The 23,768-nt window shown below is 41.7% G+C and carries 21 protein-coding genes; 3 read left to right on the forward strand and 18 right to left on the reverse strand.

Going from position 1 to position 23,768, the window contains the following annotated elements; all coding sequences use genetic code 11:
* Window positions 1–4: 4 nt before the first annotated feature.
* Genes tssG through tagH form a run of 15 tightly spaced genes read right to left on the reverse strand, consistent with a single transcriptional unit; the run spans window position 5 to window position 18,105 of the window.
* Complete coding sequence (gene tssG, locus FKN08_RS08235) at window positions 5–970, reverse strand: type VI secretion system baseplate subunit TssG (protein ID WP_046875360.1); 966 nt, start codon at window positions 968–970, stop codon at window positions 5–7.
* Window positions 967–2,790: a type VI secretion system baseplate subunit TssF gene (gene tssF, locus FKN08_RS08240; RefSeq protein ID WP_170891767.1), complete on the reverse strand. Its 1,824-nt coding sequence runs from the start codon at window positions 2,788–2,790 to the stop codon at window positions 967–969. The genes tssG and tssF overlap by 4 nt, the downstream gene beginning before the upstream one ends.
* Complete coding sequence (gene tssE / locus FKN08_RS08245) at window positions 2,787–3,251, reverse strand: type VI secretion system baseplate subunit TssE (protein WP_012842186.1); 465 nt, start codon at window positions 3,249–3,251, stop codon at window positions 2,787–2,789. Before tssE ends, tssF begins: the two co-directional genes overlap by 4 nt.
* A 7-nt stretch (window positions 3,252–3,258) precedes the next feature.
* Window positions 3,259–4,053 (reverse strand): type VI secretion system accessory protein TagJ, encoded by a 795-nt coding sequence (locus FKN08_RS08250; protein ID WP_170891768.1) that lies wholly within the window; start codon window positions 4,051–4,053, stop codon window positions 3,259–3,261.
* Between the two features lie 10 nt (window positions 4,054–4,063).
* Window positions 4,064–5,575 carry a type VI secretion system contractile sheath large subunit gene (gene tssC, locus FKN08_RS08255; RefSeq protein WP_085343743.1) on the reverse strand — a complete coding sequence of 504 codons (1,512 nt, stop codon included), beginning with the start codon at window positions 5,573–5,575 and terminating at the stop codon, window positions 4,064–4,066.
* A 52-nt stretch (window positions 5,576–5,627) separates the two neighbouring features.
* Window positions 5,628–7,121 carry a type VI secretion system contractile sheath large subunit gene (tssC, locus tag FKN08_RS08260; protein WP_005396386.1) on the reverse strand — a complete coding sequence of 498 codons (1,494 nt, stop codon included), beginning with the start codon at window positions 7,119–7,121 and terminating at the stop codon, window positions 5,628–5,630.
* Window positions 7,121–7,651 (reverse strand): type VI secretion system contractile sheath small subunit, encoded by a 531-nt coding sequence (tssB, locus tag FKN08_RS08265; protein ID WP_005396385.1) that lies wholly within the window; start codon window positions 7,649–7,651, stop codon window positions 7,121–7,123. The genes tssC (FKN08_RS08260) and tssB overlap by 1 nt, the downstream gene beginning before the upstream one ends.
* 15 nt (window positions 7,652–7,666) lie before the next feature.
* A complete protein-coding gene (gene tssA / locus FKN08_RS08270; RefSeq protein WP_170891770.1) occupies window positions 7,667–8,785 on the reverse strand; it encodes a type VI secretion system protein TssA in 1,119 nt (372 codons plus the stop codon).
* Window positions 8,778–9,572: a protein phosphatase 2C domain-containing protein gene (locus FKN08_RS08275; RefSeq protein ID WP_170891771.1), complete on the reverse strand. Its 795-nt coding sequence runs from the start codon at window positions 9,570–9,572 to the stop codon at window positions 8,778–8,780. Before FKN08_RS08275 ends, tssA begins: the two co-directional genes overlap by 8 nt.
* 9 nt (window positions 9,573–9,581) lie before the next feature.
* Window positions 9,582–10,277: a type VI secretion system-associated protein TagF gene (gene tagF, locus FKN08_RS08280; protein ID WP_170891773.1), complete on the reverse strand. Its 696-nt coding sequence runs from the start codon at window positions 10,275–10,277 to the stop codon at window positions 9,582–9,584.
* A complete protein-coding gene (gene tssM / locus FKN08_RS08285; protein ID WP_170891774.1) occupies window positions 10,259–13,777 on the reverse strand; it encodes a type VI secretion system membrane subunit TssM in 3,519 nt (1,172 codons plus the stop codon). The genes tagF and tssM overlap by 19 nt, the downstream gene beginning before the upstream one ends.
* A 16-nt stretch (window positions 13,778–13,793) precedes the next feature.
* On the reverse strand, window positions 13,794–15,086 hold the full coding sequence (gene tssL, locus FKN08_RS08290; protein ID WP_047009243.1) for a type VI secretion system protein TssL, long form: 1,293 nt from the start codon (window positions 15,084–15,086) through the stop codon (window positions 13,794–13,796).
* A gap of 11 nt (window positions 15,087–15,097) precedes the next feature.
* Window positions 15,098–16,423: a type VI secretion system baseplate subunit TssK gene (tssK, locus tag FKN08_RS08295; protein ID WP_080955952.1), complete on the reverse strand. Its 1,326-nt coding sequence runs from the start codon at window positions 16,421–16,423 to the stop codon at window positions 15,098–15,100.
* Window positions 16,424–16,444: 21 nt separating this feature from the next.
* Window positions 16,445–16,900 (reverse strand): type VI secretion system lipoprotein TssJ, encoded by a 456-nt coding sequence (gene tssJ, locus FKN08_RS08300; RefSeq protein ID WP_005395676.1) that lies wholly within the window; start codon window positions 16,898–16,900, stop codon window positions 16,445–16,447.
* An 11-nt stretch (window positions 16,901–16,911) separates the two neighbouring features.
* A complete protein-coding gene (gene tagH / locus FKN08_RS08305; RefSeq protein WP_047009245.1) occupies window positions 16,912–18,105 on the reverse strand; it encodes a type VI secretion system-associated FHA domain protein TagH in 1,194 nt (397 codons plus the stop codon).
* 312 nt (window positions 18,106–18,417) lie between these two features.
* On the opposite strand from tagH, the gene FKN08_RS08310 reads away from it, so the two are divergent.
* The 3 genes from FKN08_RS08310 to FKN08_RS08320 all read left to right on the forward strand — a co-directional run bounded on the left by FKN08_RS08310 (window position 18,418) and on the right by FKN08_RS08320 (window position 21,559).
* Window positions 18,418–20,568: a serine/threonine-protein kinase gene (locus tag FKN08_RS08310; RefSeq protein WP_047009246.1), complete on the forward strand. Its 2,151-nt coding sequence runs from the start codon at window positions 18,418–18,420 to the stop codon at window positions 20,566–20,568.
* A 429-nt stretch (window positions 20,569–20,997) separates the two neighbouring features.
* Window positions 20,998–21,333 (forward strand): Hpt domain-containing protein, encoded by a 336-nt coding sequence (locus FKN08_RS08315; protein ID WP_047009247.1) that lies wholly within the window; start codon window positions 20,998–21,000, stop codon window positions 21,331–21,333.
* A gap of 34 nt (window positions 21,334–21,367) precedes the next feature.
* Window positions 21,368–21,559: a hypothetical protein gene (locus FKN08_RS08320; protein WP_170891776.1), complete on the forward strand. Its 192-nt coding sequence runs from the start codon at window positions 21,368–21,370 to the stop codon at window positions 21,557–21,559.
* Window positions 21,560–21,591: 32 nt separating this feature from the next.
* Here the strand turns inward: FKN08_RS08320 and FKN08_RS08325 are convergent, their stop codons facing one another.
* The 3 genes from FKN08_RS08325 to FKN08_RS08335 all read right to left on the reverse strand — a co-directional run bounded on the left by FKN08_RS08325 (window position 21,592) and on the right by FKN08_RS08335 (window position 23,596).
* Window positions 21,592–22,005, reverse strand: a complete 414-nt coding sequence (locus FKN08_RS08325; RefSeq protein ID WP_246833655.1) for an ATP-binding protein — start codon at window positions 22,003–22,005, stop codon at window positions 21,592–21,594.
* Window positions 22,006–22,112: 107 nt separating this feature from the next.
* The gene (locus FKN08_RS08330; protein WP_170891777.1) at window positions 22,113–23,306 is read right to left on the reverse strand and encodes a SpoIIE family protein phosphatase; all 1,194 of its coding nucleotides are present in this window, start codon (window positions 23,304–23,306) and stop codon (window positions 22,113–22,115) included.
* A 29-nt stretch (window positions 23,307–23,335) separates the two neighbouring features.
* Complete coding sequence (locus FKN08_RS08335) at window positions 23,336–23,596, reverse strand: hypothetical protein (RefSeq protein WP_005395662.1); 261 nt, start codon at window positions 23,594–23,596, stop codon at window positions 23,336–23,338.
* Between the last annotated feature and the right edge of the window lie 172 nt (window positions 23,597–23,768).

Consider the following 23,768-nt stretch of genomic DNA (forward strand, 5'->3'; position numbering starts at 1 on the left):
TCCTTTAAATAGTAATTGTTATGGTTCGATCTTTTGTGCGTTTATGTTTTTTAAGTACAGAACCAACACCCAACTGACCATGTTTTTTTGATAAACAAACTTGAGGTAATAAACTATGTTTGGTGGTGAGCTGCCATTTCACTTGCTTATGCTTACCAATAAATTCATAAGCCGCACGTTTAATAATTTCTACATTTGGATGGTTAGGCAGTAATTTACTAACCAGATCTTTGTGCTTTGGCAGAAACTCGATCGTTGTTCCTGCGTTTATATTCCAAGCTTTCGAGCCTAAGGATGCTCCGGAACCAAGTTGAGCAAACTGCCCTTCAGGCATAGTTCGAGATGAAAGACGTGTTTGCTCTTCTTTTGCAAGATGTAGCCACTGCCCTTGAAACTCATGAATCTTTACTTGGCATCCAGATAAACATTCAAGAACACTTTTTAGTCCAGCTTTGCTTCTCGTCGGTGAAGCAAAAACACCACCATAATGCAGGGACAACGAACTACCCTGGCCAGTTAATGCCGACTTACAATCTTCTAAAGGTGAACGTAATCCCTGTGCATGAGCACGAGACTGAACGGTCAATTGACTTAGTTGCCAGCATCGATAGTAAAGAGACAGTAAACGATGGTTAAAAATATCGTAGAAGTCCACCATTGCTGTATCGCCTTCTTTTTGACGATGCAAAGCTAACTCGCTGTAGTGCTGAGGAAGCACCCCCTGCTCACCCGTTAGGCCTATCAGATTAGTTTCTAGTGCTAGCTTGTGGCTATCAATATGTTTCAGATCGCAAAGCTGCGCATTTTCAAAACCTAACGATGGGTTGACCTTTAGGTTTAGTTTTTCATGCTTAGGTAGAGCATCTGTCCCTATTTGTGCCTCGGCTTGCAAGATCTCGTGTTCGATAAGGTGAATTGCTTCAAACAACGGATGTTGCTTTAGATCTCGATAAAATTGCTCCGCGATCATAGCAACACCTTATCGCCAGTTAATGCAGGCCATAAGTGGAAGGGTTTTCCCGTTGACTTAAGTCTTATTTCTAGCTGCGTAAAAATGTTAATTTCAGCATATTGTGCAAAGTAAACGGATAAAACACTACCTAGGAGGAAGATTTGCTCTTTAGGTAAAATTTGATCAGAAACCGTCAAAATGATTTTTATACCGTGCGCAAAACCAACTTTACCTTTCTGACTTACTCTGCCGGTAGTCGGCTCGAACTCTAACTTCGCTAAAGCATCAATTACCGCTTTCGTTTCTGCGGTCCCAGAAAATGCATAGAGATTCAGAGTTTGCTTCAAAGTTGTTAATCCATCTTCTTCGGTAAAGTGGTTTAAAGTTAGAAGCTTAGTTAACTGCCATCGTGTACTTTCATCCATTTCTGGCCGGAGGGTTTCTGATATAGAAACTAAACAACGAACTGACTCGAAGTTGTCATTTACTTCCGGCAAAGAGACTTTTGGAAGACCGCCTCCAAATGGAAGCTTCTGCGCTAAATTACGATTGCAGCACTCCGCTTCAACGTACATTAACCAGTTTTCTCGGCTCTCTGGACTGAACAATTGATGCCTTTTATCAACAAAAGAAATGTAAGTTTCCCTGCCCGGCTCATCGTATCCACCAGCCCAGTTTTTATCCTCACGTCTCATCAACCAATAAATTTCACTGGCGTTTATATAATGCGTGTGCTCACCAGCGTGATAACATGGCAGGTTGTGATACGTTTTGTTCCAGTTTCTCAATGTTACGTCAGAAATAGAGACAACCTCGTTACTCTCGGCTTCCTGGTATTGCGGTGATAAGTGGTAATCGTACTCGGTTGGTAGAATACGCTTGGGCTCCATAACACTTTTAAATAAGTTGACGACTGGCACACAACCAACCATCAAGCTCTCTTCATCCACTTGCTTAGGAAGCCAATCATCATCGGTATCAAAGTAAAAATACAGTTCAGCTTGCTCTCCAAGAGCTAGCTCTGATAATCCAAGTTCAGTGATATCAAAGAACATGAACTTCTCAGGAAAGTGCAGATACTCAACAATTAATCTTGCTCCCGAAAAGCTTCTCTTACTGTATGGAACAACCTTCTCATCTTCTGAAAATCCCACTTCAATAAGATGCCTTTTCGTTAAAGCACGAACTTCTTTGCCACCCGCAACGACAGATAAACCAATTAGATTTTGAAATAGCATTTGGTAAAGTTTAAACGTCAACTGAGATTGCCCGTTTAAATAAAAGCGCAACCGTTCTAATCCCATGTCACTCAGAGATGTCTCTTCATCTTGGGCGGTGAGCTGGATTTTCAAAACTGAATGAGCATGGCTTTCCCATTGGGAGCCCACCGATTTAAGCGGTGCGTTTTTGAAAGCGCCAGAGGTCACATCAACAGGGTACATTCTGACCGGATAACAGGTTCTAAACTCGCATTCGTGGTATCCAGGAGCACCGATAACGACTCGCTCACCTTCTTCTACGTCAAAAAAAGAGGAAGTGGAGCTAGAGCAGTTCATCTTAATGACGGACATTGATGGAATTGGTGCGTGAAAATCCGGATATAACTGCCCCATCAAAGATTCAGTGAACTGAGGATAACTATTGTCTAAACTTTGTCTAATCCTTGCCGTTAGAAATGCACAGCCTTCTAGCAATCTTTCTACATGTGGATCGTCAACCTGCTCCTCACTGATACGGAGCCTCGCGGCGATCTTAGGATACTGCTCCCCAAACTCTTGTCCTTTGTGACGTAAATAAGCTAACTCGCGATTATAGTATTTGAGAAACTCTTCACTCATTTCGCTCTACTCAGTTTCATACCTAAATTTACCGGCTCTACTTCAGAATTGAATCGCACTTCATGAATGCTGTTATCAATTAAGCAAGTGGCGCTGATTTGTAACCTCAACACCCTATCAATAGCGTTTTTCTCGTCCGAAATCTGGACATAAGGATTCCTTAACCTCGGCTCGAACTCTTTAATTGCATCATGAACAATGTCACAGAGCTGATTCTGCCCCTCTTGGCTGCTATAAGGCATCGAGGAAAAATCTGGCAGACCATAATTCAATATTGAATAGCGAACCTCTAAAAGGTCATCAGGAATGTTTTTCCATCCGATACGACTATTTAACATAGACTCCAGATCTCTAAGCAAGCTGTTCAACATCTGTTGTTGGCTCGTAGGGAAATCTTTTTCATCTCTAGTTGAAGGATCACTATCCATCAATTTGTCCAGCAGAGAAACGGTTAAAGACATGTTCTTGTTACGCTATTTGTTTCGATTCTAACAATGTAGTCAAGTCACAGATTGGGAGGGCTGAATCACCAACTAGCCAACATTTTTGGCCTAAACCCACGAAGGATTCTTGCTCACCAAGCTGTTTCCAATCTGTTTCTCGACCTAGCTTTTGTGCGTCAGTTTCTGAGTCAACATAGGTCAATGGCATATGGCCTTCTCCTTCGCCAAGTCCGTCAATATCAAACTCTACAGGTCGCCAAATACTTTCTAATAAAGAGGTAGGTGCTTTTATTTCTAGCGCTTGAATGCTAGAAATTGGAACAAGAAAATAGTTACCCGCGGTGGAAAACAGTTCAATGTAACCACCTAAACGATCATCAATATCCCTAGCATCTTCATAGTTTGTACCGTTTATGTTAAAGCCTTTAATAGTACGATGCTCTTCAATGCTATGCGCTAGGTGTGACGCTTCTGCATAGTCTTGATTTTTGAGAGCGAGGTTAAAGCGAACAAGCTCTTTAGTGAATTCCTCGTCATCTAATACCTTGGCACTAGCCGCACCGTCGATAAAATCTTTTCTAGCCTGGGCCGCTTTCACTAAATGTCGCAACTGACTTGCACCAGGTAGATACTCAGGAAACAATTTGATCGATTGCATAAGTTGCTCATCCGCACGCTCGAAGTCTCCATCAATGCAAAGCAGCTCAATGAACGAGCTTCTCAAGCTTGCATCTTTAGGCGCCGCTTTAATTTCATCAATTAATAGCTCTAGAGCTTGTTGCAATTGGCCTTGGGACAAAGCATTTTTCCATTGGGTCATTGTTATTTCCTTACACCAAGTGCTCTGGTGATAATTCAGTAATTAATTTAATGCTAGATACCATTTGATCGAGCTGGAAGTGCGGTCGCAAATGGATGACAGAGTAATAGTGTCCTGGAGTTTCTCTTTTCTCTCGAACCGTAATTTTCGCTTCATTTAAGGGGTACTTCGCCCTAAGTTCATCAGATGCTTCATCCGACGCGGTAGTGTACTGATGCAACCATCGTTGAAAGTCCCGCTCTAGGCTTTCTGCATCTTGATACCCACCAATCTTGTCACGCCCCATAACCTTGAGATAATGTGCGACTCGCGACACACACAACGTGTATTGCAACATCGACGTGAGCTTTGCATTCGTTGAAATGTGTTTTTCTGCATATTGCTTAGGCTTGTAGAGAGATACATTCGAGGTCATTCCTACCATATCGGTTTCAGGTACAGGAGAAATAGAAATGAAACCGCATTCAGACAACTCTTGTTCTTTTCTCTCAGAGATCTTTAAGTTTAAAGGGCATCTTTCACGGTCATTCTTGCCATTAACGCGCATTTTGTTCCTAGTAGGAGCGACGATAATACCCTGACTATAATCCCCTTGCTTAATGCCTCGCATGTGCGTAAACCACCCATGCTCCTGAAACGCTCTAATTGATACGGCCGCAAAACAATACGCGCTACTCCCCCATAGCAAATCGCGATTAGAGTCGTAGACATGCTCTTGAAAGTCGAACTGATCGTTGCGCGAACCATCACTTTTATATGGCTGACGGAATAAAACATTCGGCGCAGTCAGGCCAATAAATTTGGTATCATCGTTGTCTCTCAAACTGCGCCATTTTGCGTAATCTGCCTGTTCAAATTGGGCCGCAATATCTCTTATCGCAGAGAGCTGTGAAAAACTGTCAACACCAAACATCTCCGGCGATGCTGACATAATGAACGGGCTGAATGCTGCCGCTGCAGACTGAGAGATCTTGCTGAGCACAGACAGATCTCTATCAAAATAATTTTTACTCGCATCACAACGAAGTTGATAATCGCCAACTACCACGCCAAAGGGTTCTCCCCCGGCCATGCCATATTCATTTTGATAGAGCAGCTTAAATAGTGCTGATTGGTCAAACTCGATGGCTTTTAGTGCATCTTTACTGACTTCATTCCATGTTGCCGCCAACACCTTGACTTTGACGGAGTCCGATGAGCGAGTGTCGACCTGTTCGCATAAATACCTCACGCCGATCCAACCTCTTTCGAGTTGTTGAAACTCAGGATGATGTATTATTTCGTTTAATTGAGATTCTAATAGCTCATCAATTCGGTTTATCGTGTTCATCACACTATGACGAAAACTGTCCAAATCTCTTGAACGCGTACCTTCTAGCCAAATTCGAGCTGACTCTACAAGATCAGAAGATTCATTGAATCGAGTCAACCACGGGCTATCAAGCTCAGCATAGCCTCCTGTGCTGAATTCATGCTTTAGCTTACTGGGATCGCGAAAGTTAAGTGACACTGCTATTTCCATCTAGAACATAACGATTTGGTATGGCTGGCCTTACGACCAGCCAATTCATCTCTTATCCACCCGACTGAGGGATCTTTGCAACAAGTCGCAAAGATGTCGTCAATTCTTCCATTTGCAGCCAAGGCTTAAGCCATGCTACAGCATTGTAAGAACCTGGTGCGCCAGGGATTTCCTTAACCTGGACACGAGCATCTGCTAGAGGGTATTTCGCTCGGATCTCTTGACCACCACCCTCTGAAGCATTTACATAGCCTAGAATCCAGCGGTTCAACCAAGACTCAACGTCTTCTGCTTCCATAAAGCTACCGATTTTATCTCGAGCCATTACCTTCAAATAATGCGCAAAACGAGATGTCGCCATCATGTAAGGTAGACGTGCTGAAATCGCCGCATTAGCCGTTGCTTCTGGAGATTCGTGGTTCGCCGGTTTTTGACAGGTTTGCGCACCGAAGAACACCGCATAGTTGGTGTTTTTGTAGTGACAAAGCGGTAAGAAACCAAGTTTACCCAGCTCTGCCTCACGTCGGTCGGTAATACCAATCTCTGTTGGACACTTCATATCAGGATCGCCATCATCACTCATGAAGAAATGTGTTGGCAAATTATCCACTCGACCACCACCTTCTGCACCACGGATAGCTGTACAGAATCCATATTTTGAGAAGGCGTCTGTTAACTTAACACCAAGAACATACGAAGAGTTCATCCAACAGTAGTCATTATGCTCAGCATTGACAGCAATACCTGACACTGGATCTACTTCGAACTCTTCAAATCCAAATTCCTCAACTGGAGCAGTGGCTTGTCCGTATGGCAAACGAGCCAGAACTTTCGGCATAGTCAGACTAACAAAACGTGAATCAGCACTCTCACGGAACGAACGCCATTGAGCGTATTCTAGCGACTCAAAGACCTTGTCTAGATCGCGTGGTTTTGACAGTTCAGTCCACTCATCAAAGCCAAATAGTGCTGGTGAGGCCGCGGACAAGAAGGGGGAGAAGCCTGAAGCGGCTACATTTGACATTAGGCGCAGCGACTCAATATCCTCTGGGTGGTTGGTAAACTCATAGTCACCAATTAATGCACCATAAGGTTCACCACCTGCACTGCCAAACTCAGACTCGTAAACTTTCTTAAAGATCTGGCTTTGGTCAAATTCAACCGCTTTACTCAAGTCTTTATGTAACTCTTTCTTAGTCATACTCATCATGCGAATTTTCAGAGTAGAGCTCGTCTCTGAGTTCATCACTAGATAATTTAAACCACGCCAAGAACCTTCAAGTTTCTGTAATTCAGGATGATGCATTACTTCAGACAACTGATCAGAAATCTGTTTATCAAGTAAATTAATCGCTTCACGAAAAGTTACCGTTAGGTTTTTGTTCCAAGTAACCGTCCCTTTCATCGCTTCTTCAGTGAGCGTTTTAATTAGCTCTTCAGCACGAGAGGCTTCTGTCTGCTTAGTTGCACCAATAGCTTGATCTAAAAATGAAGTTGTTTGTTCATTAACAGTTGGATCTAACTGCTTTTCAGCTTCAGTCGTCATTATTCCGCTCCTTCAGTACTGTCTGACTTCGCTTTCTTGCCAAGATCTAACTCGCCCGCAAGTTTTGCCAGATTGTCTGTGTTGTTCAAAACATCCTCTAAGATGTTTTCAAGCTCTTCAGAACGGTCAACTTTTGTCATCAAATCACGCAGTTTATTACGCGTTTCCATCAGTTGGCGCAGTGGATCAACTTGATTTACGATCGCAGCGGGCTCAAAGTCTTGCATTGATTTAAAGTTCAAATCCACCTCAAACTGTGAATCGTCGTTCGCAAGCTTGTTCGCAACTTTGAACTTAACCGATGGGTTCATCTTTTTGAGCACATCATCGAAGTTGTCTCGATCGATCTGAATAAAACGGCGGTCTTTCAATGGCTTCAACGCTTCAGTGTTTTGACCAGCGAAGTCACCCATTACACCTACAACAAAAGGTAGCTCTTTCTTAAGAGTTGTACCTTCAGTTTCAACATCATAGGTAATGTGGACACGAGGCTTCCGTACTCGTGACAGTTTCGAGTGGATACTCGTCATACCATTCTCCCTTTATTAATTTTCATTTTGTTCTGCTATGCCAACCAAACGGAAGTAGCTTTTCTTTGCATCTCCGTCGGAGATAAGTTCCGCCAGTAACTCCGGCAGAGGCATTCCACACCAACGAATGATCTGTTCGATGGAGTAAGAAACTGGTGAGTGAGGCTCACTCTCTCTGAAGAAATCAGCCACTAGCTGCAATTGTCTAATCGCCTGCTCTCGTGATTTCATGTTTGTCGCTAATAGTGCATCAGAACTTTGTGAACTCACTTGTTGTTCCGAAGAAGAAGATTCATCCACCTCCTCCAGTTCTTCAAACACAGCTTGTGGTTGATTAAAACGCTCTCCAAGGAGATGCTTTAATGCCGAGTGTATTGATTCAAGCCTTTTTGATATATAAGAGCTAGGAGTGACATCACCTACCGCTTCATCTAATCGCTGACTGAATTCATTAAATGACTCTGTGGCGAACTCCAGATCAGCGATTAGCTCACGATAAAAGGCATCAGAGGTAGATTTAACTGTAGTTGTAATATCAGATAGCTCTGTAGCGCCAAGATCGACTCGATTTCGGCGCTTATCTTCATCTAAACGCTCCAACTCAATAGCTTGCTGATATTCCCAGTAGGCATACGCTTGCTCAACGCCTACGTCAGTAAGCGGGATACAAGCAATAGGGAAAATAAGTGTTCCTTCGCTATCGATACCATTGAGGCCAGTAATCGCCGATATTCTTGTTTCAATGCCATCCTCATCAGGCATTGGATAGAGAGCATCCCAAAACTTCTCGATGAACTCGGTTGCGAGTTTGTACCCAACGCCCATACCACGAAAACCATGCAATCGAGTTAGGGCTTCTATAAGCCAAGCAACAAATTCCAAATCTTTAGACTGATTTGTAAGTATCTCTGGTACTTCCTCAATAAATACCCGCCATAAGTTACTGTGGGTATAAATGCTTTCTTCTTCTATAAGCGCATTGCGCTCTGCATTTCGCGCAGCCATACGCTGATCTTTTAATCGGTAATAAGCGGACTGTGGCGAGACATCTTCTCTAGGATCAACACCTGTGGGATTCTCTTGAGATATAGGAGCCAACGCTTGTTCATACCAATCGAACATCTCACTATTCATAAGACCTCCCTCTAAGAAAAACGGGGATCGTCGCGTCTTCTCTCGTTACTGCTTCAAATTCCGTCTGCGCTTGGCGAACTTTGACTAACGCACAAGTAACGTTATCACTTGCACCCCTCACTAACGCCGAATGCATGAGTGCTAATCCTGCTTGATTTACTGAGTCCGCATACAATGTCCGGTGAATTTCATCACTCGTTAATTCTTTAGAAAGCCCATCACTACACAGAAGAAATTGGTCTCCATCAGCCAACTGCCCTGAAACTTGATCAATAGTGATACTCTCATCTACCCCAACAGCTCTGGTAATAACATTTGCGAGAGGATGTGACTCAGCATCTTCAAATGCCAATAACCCTTGCTCGACTAAATCCATAACTTGACTATGATCGCGTGTTTTTTGAGAAAAATGACCATTTCTAAGCTGGTAAATTCGGCTATCACCGACCCAAAGACAGTGGTAATACCCGTCCTGGATAAACAACAAAACGAGAGTTGTTCCCATCGTTTTACCGTCTAAGTGATTTTGTGCGTATTGATAAATTTCTAAATTCGCGGCTTGAACCACACTCCGGATATCATCGATATTGGTATTTGGGACATCCTGCATATGGCGCGCGATTCTATCCACTAGCATCTGGCTTGCTATGTCGCCAGCACTATGCCCACCCATTCCATCGGCTACAACCCAAATATGCTGCTCTGTCATATCTAAAAGAGCATCCTCGTTATAAGGGCGTACTTTTCCTGCGTGCGATTTAGCAAAGGTAAAATAGTTCCAATTCATTCTTCTATCCTACCAATTCCACTTTTTCCAACCGCCATCAAGCATGGCAGAAAATTGACCAATAGAAGGGAAACCGCTGGTCATAAACATACATGGTTCAACTAGAGTCGAGCCTTCAGTCCACCAAAAGCATGGCTTACTCAATTTTTCTTTAATGAGGTAATTCAAAAGTGCGCTTTGATCTGCTCCACCTTGATCATGAAAAATCGTAGATATTTGGCTTTGATAAAGAAACTTAAGAGGCCGCACTTCACTTTTTACATTCGCCACTAAATCGTTTTTTTCTTGCATGCTCTTATGCCAAACATCAAATACAAAGTCGTCCTCAAGTACTGCTAGGGCAAGAGATGCACTGTCCGCGGTCCAAGCTTTGTCCCCCCAATATTGCGCAGCTTCACCTTTTACGGCACGAGCTATAGTAAAGAAAAAGTATCTACCGCATGCATCTACACTAGGAATCATGCTACCAATGTATGTCGAGTCTTCTAAGTAACTAACATCCAGAGCAAAATGCCACACAGGTGCGGTTAAAAAGTGCTCATTCCAACTTTCACCCAATTGTTCTCTGCTGACTGCAATAACAGCCTGCTGCCAGTCATGCCAGCGCTCGGAAAAATCTTGTGATAAGCCATCTTTCACAAAGTCTCCTTTTGCAGGCATTTTACCGATATAACCCCAGGCTGATGTTACAAGGTTCGTGGACATCTGAACCTCTCCATTTCATTTGACCAAAACGGATTAATAGCACTAGACGGAATAAGCTCTAGTTGCACCTTATTTCCCTTTAAATCAATCATAACTATGTTGTCTTTACGTGATTCTGGTCTTGCTTTAAGTGATTGATCTAGCAGTTTGAATATGCCCCACTCACCTTCATAAGTATGGGCAATCTCACGTTTAGATTCTGGCGGTGTGAACACTATTCGAGTCTGGTCTTGACCCGCAGGCCAGCTCAAGGATTTAGCTCGTGCTGGTCCATGCTTATAAACCAAATCTTGCTTACCTAGCTCTAGAACAAACCGAGTAATGTGCTGATCCAGATACACTGGTTTCATACCGAACTCTACGCGCAATGAATTATCAGATTCAAAGAAAGACTGCCTGATACGCTTCGCTCTTTGAAAGACCATCAGCGTTTCTGGACGAACTCCAATTTCCTTTTCTAATCGCCAACGACTTTTCGAAGTATCGACAAACGGTTCAAGATACTCTTGGAAGAATGAGTCAAGCGTACCTCCATAACCAAAGAAACGTTTGAAGTCCTTCAGCCTTACTTCTCTGCTTGCATTTGGCTCGAATGGGTATCTACCCGCAATAGTCCGCTGATAAGGGCGCACCACTTGCGTAACCCAAAGCTGATTTAGATGATCTTTCGACCCGCTCTCCGCAAACTTAACTGACTCTTGAGAAAGTTCACCTAGCCATTGATTAAATGGCCTAGGCAAAAGTTCTTTAGCGCGAGCAAAGGAAGCAGCCACATCTTGTGTAACGGTCCCATTTAAAATACTTTTGTAAGCAATTTTCTGATTATTACCTGAGCTTGATAAATCGCTTAAATACGAGCGCAAGTTAACCATAGCTTGTTGAATATCATCAAAGTCTTGTTCGCCGAGACGTAAGATCTCCGAAAAATGAGATTCGACTTCTTTACCTGGCAGTGCAACATTGAAACCATTTTCTTCAGGCAAGTACATGTCTAGTCTATCTGCCGTATTCGAAAATTTAACTTTGGCAACCTTACCAGCGACTTCAGAAGTGGCCTTCTGATTTTCTGACAATGATACTTTCGACAAACCAACTTCTTTTTGGATTGCCCTCAACAACGATTCGATTGGCCTTTCAACTCCAGATAGAACTCTAGCTTGTTCTGTTGCAAGCTCTAGGCTCGGAGCCTGCTTAAGTTGAATATCTTCGATCAGAGTTTTCCATTCATTCACATAATCTTGATAGTATCGAGATTGGACTCCTTGAATAGCGCTATCTTGATCAATTTCATGAGCCTTAAGATCGTCACCATAAACCCAGTTCTCTTCCATTAGGCTTTTTACTGTACGGTTAATCTGAATCTGAAAAATGCTATGAAAACCATTGTATGTATAAAAGCCCGAAATGCCTTGTGATAAGGGCTTTCCACTCGCTCGTTCAAACTGCTCAAGCCCTTTAGGCCCCAAGACATCAGTCAAACGAAATGAAGGAACATGACTCTTCGAAAATTGTATCTTCATTCGCTGGTAAGCACGTTCTGGTAGAGACATTTGTGTCAAAACCTCGCGAGCATTAGTCACGGCAGCAGTATTATAAGAAAAGCCTTGTCCATTATTCTCTAATAAATTTTGAGTGTGCTGTAACAGACCTTTTCTTAAGTCTAGATTTAGTTCACCCGGATATTGACGTTCAAAATAGAAGTTAAACCAAGCCAACACTTCATCTTGTTGGTATTTGTCTGGATTAAATAACATCAAATAAGTTTTCAACGTTTCATACAAATACTCTCGATGCTGTTGATTACTTTCCATTTCCGTCACCAAGCTATCAAGAAGCAAGGGAGCGTAATATTGGGTCAACGCATCAGAATATGCATTGTTCGCCGCCTGTGAGACTTTATCTCCTTGATAGAGACCAAACCTTTTTACGGAATCAGCATCGCCGTAGTTGCTTTGCTTTCCTAGAGGAAGCGTCATCAATCGGTCTAATGTCTCTACGGCTGAGAGAATATCCGCCTCAAAATCTAGGCTCTCAGCACCAATCATTGCTTCAATATGGCCGGCTTGCTCATTGGTATCGACAATCAACTGAGAATTCCACTTGTAGCTCATAAGCCAAAGTGCAGACGCACCTAGCAGTAGAGAAGCACAGCCAATGTAAACACCTCGGCGCATCCACCCTGACTGCTTTTGATAGTGACGATTAACCGTTCCTAACAGTTGTTCCTTGAAAATAACCTTATCAAACAAGTTCTTCACGAAATAACTATGAGATCCTGTTGGGCTTTTTGCTAGAGCGAGGCGATTTAGTCCAAGTCCATTGGTCGATTCATTCATTAACTTATCGACTGGTAAGCCTTCTTGGACCGAGCTCAACATAAACACACCACGAATCAAGGCTGGCTCTTCAAAACTATTTTGTGCAAATATTTCCGCTAAAAATTCATCAAGGTTAGCTTGCAATACCCTTAGCTGTTTAGGAAATTCAAAAATAAGTGCTCGCTTCTCTAAATCATCTTCAGTTTCAAGGATTCTCAGCATTCGCGCATCAAGGCGCTCCAACATGCCATGAAATTCTTTATTGAATAAAGAAATAACCCCTCTTTCATCAGCCACTTCACGCGGAAACATGAAACCGAACAATTCCTCACGCTCTTCCTTACTTAGATCAGAGAAGAACTCATTGAAACCCGCAACTAAATCCATTTTGGTCAGTAGTACGTAAATAGGAAATTGCATCCCTAACTGATTCTTCAGTTCTTGAAGGCGCGACTTGATAGCTCGGGCATGAAGGCTTAGCTCGGTTCTTGTCTGCGACATCACACTGGCTAAACTGATCGTGACAATTGCACCATTAATTGGCCTTTGCGTTCTATATTTTTTCAACAACCCTAAGAAGCCGTGCCATGCTTTAGAGTCGACCTTTTCTTGACTGTCTTGTGTCGTGTATCGACCGGCCGTATCAATCAGAACTGCTTTATTTGCAAACCACCAATCACAATGACGAGTTCCACCGACACCAGCAATAGAGTCAGAACCAAAGCTATCCGCTAACGGAAACTCCAGCCCTGACTGCTTTAACACTGTTGTTTTCCCTGTCCCTGGAGGGCCGATCAACACATACCAAGGCAAGTCATATAAGCTTCGCTTTCCTTTATGTGTTTTCGTTACTACTTTGACAGCTTGCTCAATACGCTCGCGCATTAAGTCAATTTCACTCGCCGCTTCTTTATCTGACTGACTATCAACCTCAAGTAACGTTTGAATACTTTCGTCTTCTTTAACTTTTTGCTTGTGCTGCTTAGTCACGTTGAATAAAGCCCACACAAACACCAGCACCAAAATCGTGACGAGTCGTTGGAAGTCGCTCTTTAGTGGCTCATATCCCGCTATCGTGATAAGTGGACCAACAACCCAAATAAAAATTGAACAAGCAGCGACACCGATAAGACCGAGAAACCACCTTTGAGTAAATATTCTGCCAATTTCTTTAATACGCATCTCTATCTACCTGTTATTAATTCGTGACAAGGAGGTCGATTTCAATTCGACGGTTAATAGCTCGGTTTTCGTCACTATTGTTTTCAACCAATGGTCTTGCATCACCCAGCCCTTCTGGTATGACTCGACCTTCTAGTGCGCTATTCGAGATAAGTTGTTCAGATATAGCAGTAGCTCGAGCTAATGATAGATGCCAGTTCGAAGGATATTTACTCGTGAAAATTGGCCTATCATCGGTATGACCTGTCACAATGATCTTGCCTTGGGTAGACTCCAACGTTCTAGCGAGTTTAGAAATTACGGGTTGGATATACGCAACAACATCAGCACTACCTGATTCAAATAGATCTTGCGACTTTAACGAAATTCTTACCCTGTCTTGCAACGGCTCGACGTTAATTAGCCCCTTCCCGATCTCAGTTGCCAGATACATAGAGATCCTTTCTGCAATTGGCGTTGATTTTGATTCTGACGTTGTATCTTGGTTAAGCTGTTGCGGTTGAACCAGATTGACTAATTGAGAAAAGGTGCGGTTGGAAGCCTTGTTTAGCTCATAGCTAAAATACATAAATATACAAACCAATAATGCAGCCGTTACGGAGCACACAACCCAGAGAGGAGCTCTGTCGGAAGCCTTAGAGCCATTCAAAATGTGTTGTTCGATACTATTGCTTAGCTCTTGAGGTATCCCTCTTCCGTAAGACTTAAGAATAGCGATAATCTGCCTTCTCAGTTTTCGGTGAGACTCCAGTCCGTTTTTTTCCAAACGATATTGGCCGAGAAACCCAAGCGATAGGCACACGTACATCAATTCAAGCAAATCTAAATTTGTATCTGGTTGCGCCATGCATTTATCAAGGTACTTAAAGAACGCTTCCCCACCCTGGCTGCTGGCATAGAAAGAACTAAGCAATGAGTCATGGCTCCAAAATGAATGCCCCCCCCAATTAGTATTGAGCACCGCTTCATCTAACGAGCAACACAAACAGTAACGAGCCGTATCAATAGTGTCCAAATCAACGTCGTGGTGGCGTAGTCGGTTCTCATAATCTCTAAGTTTTTGTGCCAACGTCTCTTTTAGAAACAACGGATCAGAATGAGTCGCTGTCGCTCGAATTTGACCAATAATGGATAAAAGACCATTCGCTTCTGCCAATAAAGGGTTGTTCCCATAAGCGACCACTGAATCGTTATTCACCAATTCAGGACTTTTTGAGATAACTACCGTATTATCTGCTGACTTTTCTGATTGTGGTTTCGGTGCGGGCGCTCTTCCACCCGGTGTTGGTTTTACGATCGTTTGTTCCATACTGAGCACACCTATTGACTAATACTCCACAGCTCAAGGTCAGCATTCGGAAAATGCCCCGATAAATGCAGTGCAATACCACCACTGTCTTTCAGCCTCATCCAAAACGGGCCTTTCTTGACTACTTCGAAGTAGACATAACCCGTTTGGTAAGGGATCTGCCTCGGTACTACACTCAATGGCGCTACGTTTATGCCATTAATCTGATTGTTGATCAGATCACGAATCTGCTCCGCTGGTCCAAACTTGAGCTGCGCCGGGACTAAACGTCTGATTTCATCTGTTGTCGTATCAGCTTTGACCGCAAGCACAAACTGGCATGATTCAAGTAAACGCTTATCTGGAAGTGGCGTCACTTGAATTCCATATTGTCGTGGCTCCAAAGGAAGTTTGCTTGCTGTTTGATCAAGGACAACGCTCAGATATTGACTCAGAACTTGATTCAATTCGCTATAAACACTTGATACATCTAAGTGATCGTATGTAAGTAAGCTTGGCATCCTCTTAGTTTTGTCAGAAAACGTAGCTAATTCACCAATATAACCTTTCAGGGTCGTAGCTAATTCCAATGGATGTAGCCTGTCTAGGTCACTAAAGTGCTTTAACATCGCCTCATACCTGTTCAACATTTGTAGCATGATGAAATCAACAGCAGATGCAGATGCGGCTTTGCCCTTAATCAATCGCTGCGCAATAACGTCGGCACGCATCTTTGTCATCGCAATAACGTTACGCAAGTAAGCCGACATAACTTTGTCGCTAAGTAAATTGATAAGCGGTGGAACATACGAATCGTCTAGTATTACTTCGCCTTCTGCCGTTACCTCTTTTATTTTCAAAATCGGTAACTCAACATAACCCGCTAATTTGTCATTGCTGGCTTTCAGTTCCAGGTTTAGGGCTGCGACTTGAATCGTTTCTTCATCCTGCCCAGTGAGATTATCTATAACGTCAACGTCTTTAAGTACATAACGAGAAACGATCGCCTCACTTACATCAGAAACATTTTTACCTTTGACATTTGAAAGGGGAAGAGTGATTTTTACTAACGTATTTTCTACGTCTTTATCAATAGATAAAGGCACAACCGAATCGCTGGCTGTTAAGGTATTAACCAGAGTCATATCTGGCAAAACTGCCTCAAAGTGATCTAATTCAATCAGACCATCTTTTAATGCATGTTCTTTTACTCGACATTTCCAAACCCCCCAATTATAAGCCCCACCAAACTGATGTAAGCCTTTGAATTCTTGAGAGGTTGCGCGTTCATGTTGTTGAAAGTGCTGGGGACGTAAAAACATCCCTTCGCACCAAGCCGTCTTGGAGTATTGCGTCATTTATAATTAGCCAACTAAACGTTATTTTACGACCAAAGACAGATCTTCTAACAGAATTTGATAGGTGTTGTAACCGGTCTTATCCACTTCAATGACTTGTCGCCAATTTGAATTTTCAATATCTCGAAACGCTGCGACAATGCCTAAGTATTCAGTCTTTGGAGACATACTTGCCTGATATGTTTCTTTCTGACCTGGAGTTAATGATATTTCATATTTATTCACTAAATCAGGGCCTAAGACTTTTTCACTTTCTTCATAAATTGAAAAAAAATCCTGACTTTCAAAAAGGGTATTTGATGTTAATTCAAAAACATACACGACTACAGGGGATGGCCTACCATTGGAGTCAGGGTTAATATTGTGATTTGCTGTTATTTCTAAATCTGAATATGGATCAACAACTAAATTGGCTGCTGAGCATCCAAATAAAACCATTGAAATTAATAACAAAATGTACTGATAAACTCTTTTCATCACCCTATTTCCTAGCTTTTATTTTTTAATGCTAACTCATAGTGTTTAGCGAAATCTTCTAAATAAAATGGAGATTCTTTATTGATAATGTCATCGGATAGCTTTTCATGAATATCCTCAAACCGCTTCCAACTTTGAGCATATTTCCTTGCTGGAATAACCTTATTAATAACCGTGTCTTTAGCTAAAGCTTCTGAGTATATCGACGTAGGTTCAACAAGCGACATAACACTTGAAACCGTACCCTCAACACCTTTCATTAACGCTTGTTCATGACTTTCTATATCACTAAACGCTTCTTTAATGGCTGCACTTGGCTTTAGGAAACTTGCAGTTTGACGGTTATATAAGTTATGAATTGCATCTTCTAAATTCGCAGAGAACTTCAGAGGATTATTTTCTGACTTCCGAAACGCAGTATGACTAAGTCGATTTGTTTGTTTAAATACCGCGCGATTGTGCAGCGTTTCCATTAAACCAACTAACATCAAAGAAAATGATTCCCCCAGCTGTTCAAACCATTGTTCTCTGTTGTCGCTGGGAATCATCGTTGGATCAATACCCGTTCCTTTAATGAACGCCGCAAGCTCGCTCCCTTTACTATCAAATTTGGGAGTTGGCTGACGTTCTAGCTGACGTGGGGTTTCCGGTACAGGTGTAGGATCTACACTCTGTTTTTCTGGTTTGGGGATATCAATGAAATCATCGACTAATCCAATATCTAATTGAAAGTCAGAAGGAACACTCTCATTCAAAAGCTCACTGGCACTAAGGCCGAGGTCTACAAACTCTGCTTCAGATGAACTCGAGAATGCTTCAGGTTCTGAACTGGAACGAAAGTTACTTTCCTGATTATTGAATGCCTCAGTGCTCGTTTGAATACTTACTGAAATTTGGTAATCCCCAAAACTAACCGTATCGTCGTCGCTTAGTGCAATCTCATTTCCTTGGCCCACAGGTGTCACAGCGTTATTAACAAACGTGCCATTAGTTGATAAGTCTTTTATCAAGTATTTATCACCAAACTTGATGAGCTCTCCGTGAGTTCCAGATACTACTCTTTCAGGGTCTGGCAGTGTCCAATCACATTGTTCAGACCGACCAAATGTAACCTTGGCATGCTCATCACTTGATTCAAACACAAACTCACTCTCTATCTCTGGAGTAAATTTGTGAAAACTTGTTATGGTTAAAACCAACTTCATGTAAACCTCGCCAAAGACCTGCTAAATATTATTTTTAATTTTATTATTAGTCACTTTCTTATTAACAGTAAGATTAATAAAAATCTTAAATCTGCCATTGAAAATCATGCACGGAATAATGAATCATTTTTTTATCAAAGCAATCACGTATTGTTCAACAATTTTAATTATCCAACCAAGTTCAAATTTTTGACACTTAGACTTTCATCAATAAAAAAACGAATGTTAGTTTGGCCGCGAAATTCTAACATAATGACTTTTCATTGAGCAGAAAGGTATATATTCCCCCATCATTTATACGGAGTTCTTGTGATGGAAGACAGCAATAAAAACAATTCTATAAATAATAAAGATAGCGGAGACAAAACTAAAATTGTAAAGACTCAAAAACGAGACAATGCAATTCAATCAAATAAAGTTGCTAGCAATGAAGGCTCCGTTCAAAATAAAAATGAAACAAATACAAAACTGTCTCAAAAAGAAAACACTCCGTTAGTTAATAAGAAAGTAAACAATAAAAATAACACATCAAATAATGACAAAGATGTTATTAATGAAAATTTAATAGGCACAACTGTCAAAAATCGATATGAAATCGAGTCGGTTCTTGGCCATGGCGGACTTTGTGATGTTTATTTGGCAAAAGATAAGATATTAGAATCTTCAGGTTCAGAAGCCCCTTACGTAGCATTAAAGATTTTACAAAAAGAGTTTGCATCTCAACCAGAGACTGCACGCATGTTGATACGTGAAGCTCAGCAAACACAAAGATTAAGCCACCCTAATATTATTAGGGTTTTTGATTTTGGTGTCGATGGCGAAATATATTTCTTAGTGATGGAATATATTAACGGGGAAACATTAGAGAATTTAATACAACGATCTAGGCCACATGGGCTGAAGTTTAACGCAACTTTATCGATTCTAAATCAGGTACTTGACGCGCTGTCTTACGCCCATTCACTTGGTGTCGTGCATGCCGATTTAAAGCCCGCTAACGTCATTTTAACGTCTGAAGGTAATGTTAAATTACTCGACTTTGGTGTATCTAAAACTCATCAATTAAAGCAAGATCAATACGCAGCTAAACGTAAATCCGAAAATGTGGAGACTCTTGGCTATACTCCAAACTACGCATCGCTCAACTTGTTGTCGGGTAAAGAGCCAAACTTAAGCGACGATATGTTTGCGCTATTTTGTATTGCTTACGAGTTATTGAGTTGCAAGCATCCTTATTCAAGAACTCCTGTTGATGAAGCTCTCAAAAAGAAAATGAAGGTCTCGAAACCTGCTAATATGCCAGCATCTAAGTGGCCTATCTTTGCACGCGTTTTTTCAACTGGCATCATCCCCAAAGACCTTACCCCAGAGCAGTTAAAACAAAAGTTGAACATGCGATATTGGCCTATCGTTAGCGGTGTAGCTGCAAGCGTACTATTGGTTACCGGAATCGTATTTGGCTATCAACAACAACAAGAAACCATCTCTGATTTAGAAATAGCTATTAACAAGCAAAATGATCAGATTAATGGGCAGGAATGGTTGCTTGATACACCGCCAGAAAAAAGCTTGTCACTGATTAATAGTGAGAAAAACTTACACCCGGTGATTAAAGCTGGCTTACTACGACAGCACAAGAGCTACCTTCTAAGTGAGTTTGAATCTGAGATTGATCAGGTTCTGAATTCCGATGCTAACAACTATCCAAATTATGATGAAATCGAGTCTGTACTAAACAAAGCAAAAGCCTACTACCCTGACTCACATAAAATTGAAGTTCTGGCGTTAGATATTCAATCAAGCAAGCACTCCACATTGCTTTCGATAGCCAGACAAATCAATAGCCAACTGGAAAAGTCTCGATACAGTAAAGAAGAAGGCAGTAAGTCCGTCTATGAACTGAAAGATGAGTTAAATCAAATTCATCAGGATTACCCATTTACACCAAGCTCATTATCTAGCGATGTTTTTGGTAAACACCTAACTGAAGCACTCAAAAATAAAGATGCTGCAGCACTTGTTGCGCTAATTAAGGTTGGGAATACTTTCTTCTCAAACGTTGAAGAGCATCAAAACAACTTAAAAATAAGCAACGCGATGAAAGATGCAGTTCTCGAAATGAAACTGTATGAGACCGCGCTAGACTCTAACGATCCTCTACCATTTCCGGACGAGGCTGCTCGAATTTTGTTCCAAGAGGAATTTGAAAACTTCTATTACCGCCTAGAAAAGGCAAGAACAACAACTCACCTCGATAACTTAGTGAAAGATGTTGATCAGTTTTCGAAGAACTTTCCTATCGGTTTTCAAGATATTAACGATTTGAGATTCAAAACTGCAGATAAATACCTGCGCTTCTCCGACATACTGCTCAATAAGAGAAGGACCACAAGCGCAAGGCGCGCAATGAAGAAAGCGAACGAATTAATGAGACAGGTAGAACAGGACTCCAAGCAAAGCTAATTGTACAAAAGGGGCGCAAGGCCCCTTTTTTGCGTCAAGCTACTTGCCATTATGCAACTAGGTTGCTAGCTTGTATTTGTACTCGATTAGGAGAGTTGACCTTGACTGAAGGAATAGTCAAAGTTGGCGAGCGCTTGGCTTACTTGTTTGATGATTGCTTTAAACTAGGTAGACAAGACTGTTCCCAACCCAGCATTTTATTTGTAACCCACTATCACGTAACTTGTGTTGCCACGACACGAGTGCAAAATGCTTTGCATAAAAGATTAGATCATAGACACTTGTATATAAGTCAAAGTGTACCGAACAATAACTTTGTTTTTATGAGTCTAGCTCAAGTGATAAGCACACTGGTCAGCGCTCAACTCCCCCCATTTCAACGTTCCTATCCGATACATTTTTCTACCTCGCGGTTAGTCAGAGGTAAACATGATTAATTTTGATGTTCTCAATAAATACATGGATAACGACGTAGATCTTATCGTCACCGTTTTTTCCACATACTTAGAAGACCACGCCAATGACATACAGCGTATCAATGAGTTGTACGCACGCAAATGTTGGCCGGAACTCTACTTATTGGCTCACAGTCTAAAGGGCATTCTAGAGAGCTTTGGTGAAGAAACCGCTGTCATTGTTTTCACAAAAATAGAAGCAGAAACAAGAAACGATAACGAGCCAGATAGCTCAGATATAGCTATAGTTACTAAAGAGCTAGCTGCCATTAATCAACAAATCTTTGCTTACTTGAAGAATATGCAATAAAACAAATTAAGGCTTAACTGGGGGAAATATGGCAATGAACAATAGCAATTTCAAGGAGCTGATTGAGTCTCTCAAAGACTTAACGCCAACTCAAAAGAGGTACTTGCTTAGTCGTACAAAGATGGCGTTAGATGATGAGAGCAATATGCTAAACGTCAGTGATATACTGACACCAGAAGAGTTGGAAGCATTATTGTCGCCTTCACCAACCACAAATACAAAATAACAATAATATACAACGTAACCGTCAGATTAACGCTAGGGACCAGGTGGGGTGAATAGATCTTGCTTGGTTGTTAGTTTTTCTCCGCTCCTCTTCACTAAAACAAACGTGTTTTTTCCAATCTCTTTTTCTAACTTGAACTGGTCAGATAATTGAGCGACTAACATCAGTCCACGACCTGAAGCCGACCAACTATCATCATCCATTAAGTTAGGAGCCTCAATCTGTTTATTTTTATGTTGGTTGAATGTCATTTCATTGATTGACGCTCCGTAGTCAGAAACCCTAAGTTCAATGAAATCTGACATTTGGTCGCATCTAATCCTACATTCCACGTCTATCGGCTTGTCTTCAATTTCGCTGTAAGAATGGATGTAAGCATTGTTCATAAGCTCAACAACACAAAGCTCCAATGACTGAGCCGTACTTAACGATACTTGATTATCCATTAAAAACTTAGCAACCTCTTTGCTCGCACTTCGAGAGCGAGTAAGGGATCCACCGTAAGTTCGTTTAAACTCGCTCTGGAACATTCTTTTCCTTTATCCCTAGGCTATCAGCCACGCCACCTTACTTGTAAAAGACTCGCATCATCATCAAACTCATCTTTGTTCTGCCAAGATTGTACTTGTTCAAAGACACATCTAGCCTGCACTTCTGCTTCTAATTGCGAAGTACAAACAGCTTTTATACTTGATGCCAACCTTTGTACTGAAAACATCGCCTCGCCTCGCCTCGCTTCTATCAAACCATCCGAATAAAGCCATACTACATCCCCCTCACTCAGAATAATTTGATTACCAACGTACTCCATCGGCTGCAAAGCGCCAATCATAAAGTTGTCTTCACCCGCCAGCTCTGTAGTTTCGGTGCTCGCTCGCCAAACAAGGAACTTAGGATGACCAGCAGTACAATAGCGAAGTTGTCCTGATTCTGTATTAAGAATGGCATAAACCATGGTGAAATAAAGCTGACTGTTCCTAGTTTGCTGATACCGTCGGTTTAGCCGATCAATAACGGCTGCTGGTTCACTGATACAGTAGTCGCCATCTCTTAGCTCCATGGTTATCGAATCAGGTCCCAGATTTTGAGATAACGTCTGTTGGATAGAAAAAGCCATCAAAGCAGACGAAACACCATGACCTGAAACATCGAAAACATAAAATGCGACATGTTGTTCATCAAGCTCAAAATACCCCAACATGTCACCACCAATCTGGGAGCACGGTTTGTAGGCGTAACTAAATTGCATGTTCTGGATAGACGACTCCGCTGGGAGTAGTTGCTCCATCAGATGACTAGCAGACTGTAGGTCTTGGTGGATTGTTTGATAGGCCGCATCTAGCTCTTTATTTCTCTCAACGAGTTTGTTGTGCAGCTGCAGAGTGCGAAAACCTGCTCGAATTCTCGCTTGAAGTTCTTCGACAGACGTCTTCTTATCCACAAAGTCATCTGCGCCGGCATCGATGCCTTTCACGATCGAGCTTTGGTCGTTTCTAGAGGACAATAAAACAAAGAAAATGTAACGTTCGCTAACTTGCGATTTTAATTGCCGACACAGCTCAATACCATTAATGCCTGGCATCATTAAGTCACTAAGTACAAACTGAATATCTTTGCGATAAGTCAGCACTTCAAGTGCGGATTGTCCGTCTTCAACAGCAATAACTTCATATCCCTGCTTTTCTAATGCACTGCTGATATAAAGTAGTACTGTTTTACTGTCATCGACCAAAAGAATGGATTTCATTCGCCTCCTTAAGACGGTAGTCGGGCACGCTAACGTAGAACACTAGTCACTGATTGCTCATTTCTAAAACGACTATAATCTTCAGCTAATAACTGGTGTTGATATCGAGTGTAAGACAGCGCCTCATTGGAGATTAATATCTGATGCTCTTTCTCTATTAACTGACTTTGCAGTTTTTCAATCTGTTCATTCTGCTGTGTGTTATTGAGGTACAGCGCGACGAGACCAAAGACCGAAACCATTAAAAGAGCAATAAGAACATTATTGATAGTTTTAACTTGAATACGCATGACCTCTCCTTGTCTATTAATAGACTTCCCACTATGAAAAGAACGTCTACAGACTAAGAGCGCTAGGCTCTAAAACGCATTGAAGCCCATTGAGGTTGTTTTTCCAATTATAGGCGATAGGAGACAAAATAAGAAAAAAGCTGAAGAATTTGAATATCCTTGTGAATTCGAA

The organism is Vibrio sp. 1-2 (7-a) (assembly GCF_013048515.1).
Taxonomy (GTDB): Bacteria; Pseudomonadota; Gammaproteobacteria; order Enterobacterales; family Vibrionaceae; genus Vibrio; species Vibrio diabolicus.

Coding starts and splice junctions, on each gene's coding strand:
- tagF (WP_170891773.1), bottom strand. CDS start 10,277: ATGTCCACGAACCTTGTAACATCAGCCTGGGGTTATATCGGTAAAATG.
- tssG (WP_046875360.1), bottom strand. CDS start 970: ATGATCGCGGAGCAATTTTATCGAGATCTAAAGCAACATCCGTTGTTT.
- tssB (WP_005396385.1), bottom strand. CDS start 7,651: ATGACGAGTATCCACTCGAAACTGTCACGAGTACGGAAGCCTCGTGTC.
- FKN08_RS08310 (WP_047009246.1), top strand. CDS start 18,418: ATGGAAGACAGCAATAAAAACAATTCTATAAATAATAAAGATAGCGGA.
- FKN08_RS08330 (WP_170891777.1), bottom strand. CDS start 23,306: ATGAAATCCATTCTTTTGGTCGATGACAGTAAAACAGTACTACTTTAT.
- FKN08_RS08275 (WP_170891771.1), bottom strand. CDS start 9,572: ATGAATTGGAACTATTTTACCTTTGCTAAATCGCACGCAGGAAAAGTA.
- tssE (WP_012842186.1), bottom strand. CDS start 3,251: ATGTCTTTAACCGTTTCTCTGCTGGACAAATTGATGGATAGTGATCCT.
- tagH (WP_047009245.1), bottom strand. CDS start 18,105: ATGAAGTTGGTTTTAACCATAACAAGTTTTCACAAATTTACTCCAGAG.
- FKN08_RS08320 (WP_170891776.1), top strand. CDS start 21,368: ATGAACAATAGCAATTTCAAGGAGCTGATTGAGTCTCTCAAAGACTTA.
- FKN08_RS08325 (WP_246833655.1), bottom strand. CDS start 22,005: ATGGATAATCAAGTATCGTTAAGTACGGCTCAGTCATTGGAGCTTTGT.
- tssK (WP_080955952.1), bottom strand. CDS start 16,423: ATGACGCAATACTCCAAGACGGCTTGGTGCGAAGGGATGTTTTTACGT.
- tssL (WP_047009243.1), bottom strand. CDS start 15,086: ATGGAACAAACGATCGTAAAACCAACACCGGGTGGAAGAGCGCCCGCA.
- tssC (WP_005396386.1), bottom strand. CDS start 7,121: ATGACGACTGAAGCTGAAAAGCAGTTAGATCCAACTGTTAATGAACAA.
- FKN08_RS08335 (WP_005395662.1), bottom strand. CDS start 23,596: ATGCGTATTCAAGTTAAAACTATCAATAATGTTCTTATTGCTCTTTTA.
- tssC (WP_085343743.1), bottom strand. CDS start 5,575: ATGGAAATAGCAGTGTCACTTAACTTTCGCGATCCCAGTAAGCTAAAG.
- FKN08_RS08250 (WP_170891768.1), bottom strand. CDS start 4,053: ATGACCCAATGGAAAAATGCTTTGTCCCAAGGCCAATTGCAACAAGCT.
- tssA (WP_170891770.1), bottom strand. CDS start 8,785: ATGAATAGTGAGATGTTCGATTGGTATGAACAAGCGTTGGCTCCTATA.
- tssF (WP_170891767.1), bottom strand. CDS start 2,790: ATGAGTGAAGAGTTTCTCAAATACTATAATCGCGAGTTAGCTTATTTA.
- FKN08_RS08315 (WP_047009247.1), top strand. CDS start 20,998: ATGATTAATTTTGATGTTCTCAATAAATACATGGATAACGACGTAGAT.
- tssJ (WP_005395676.1), bottom strand. CDS start 16,900: ATGAAAAGAGTTTATCAGTACATTTTGTTATTAATTTCAATGGTTTTA.
- tssM (WP_170891774.1), bottom strand. CDS start 13,777: ATGCGTATTAAAGAAATTGGCAGAATATTTACTCAAAGGTGGTTTCTC.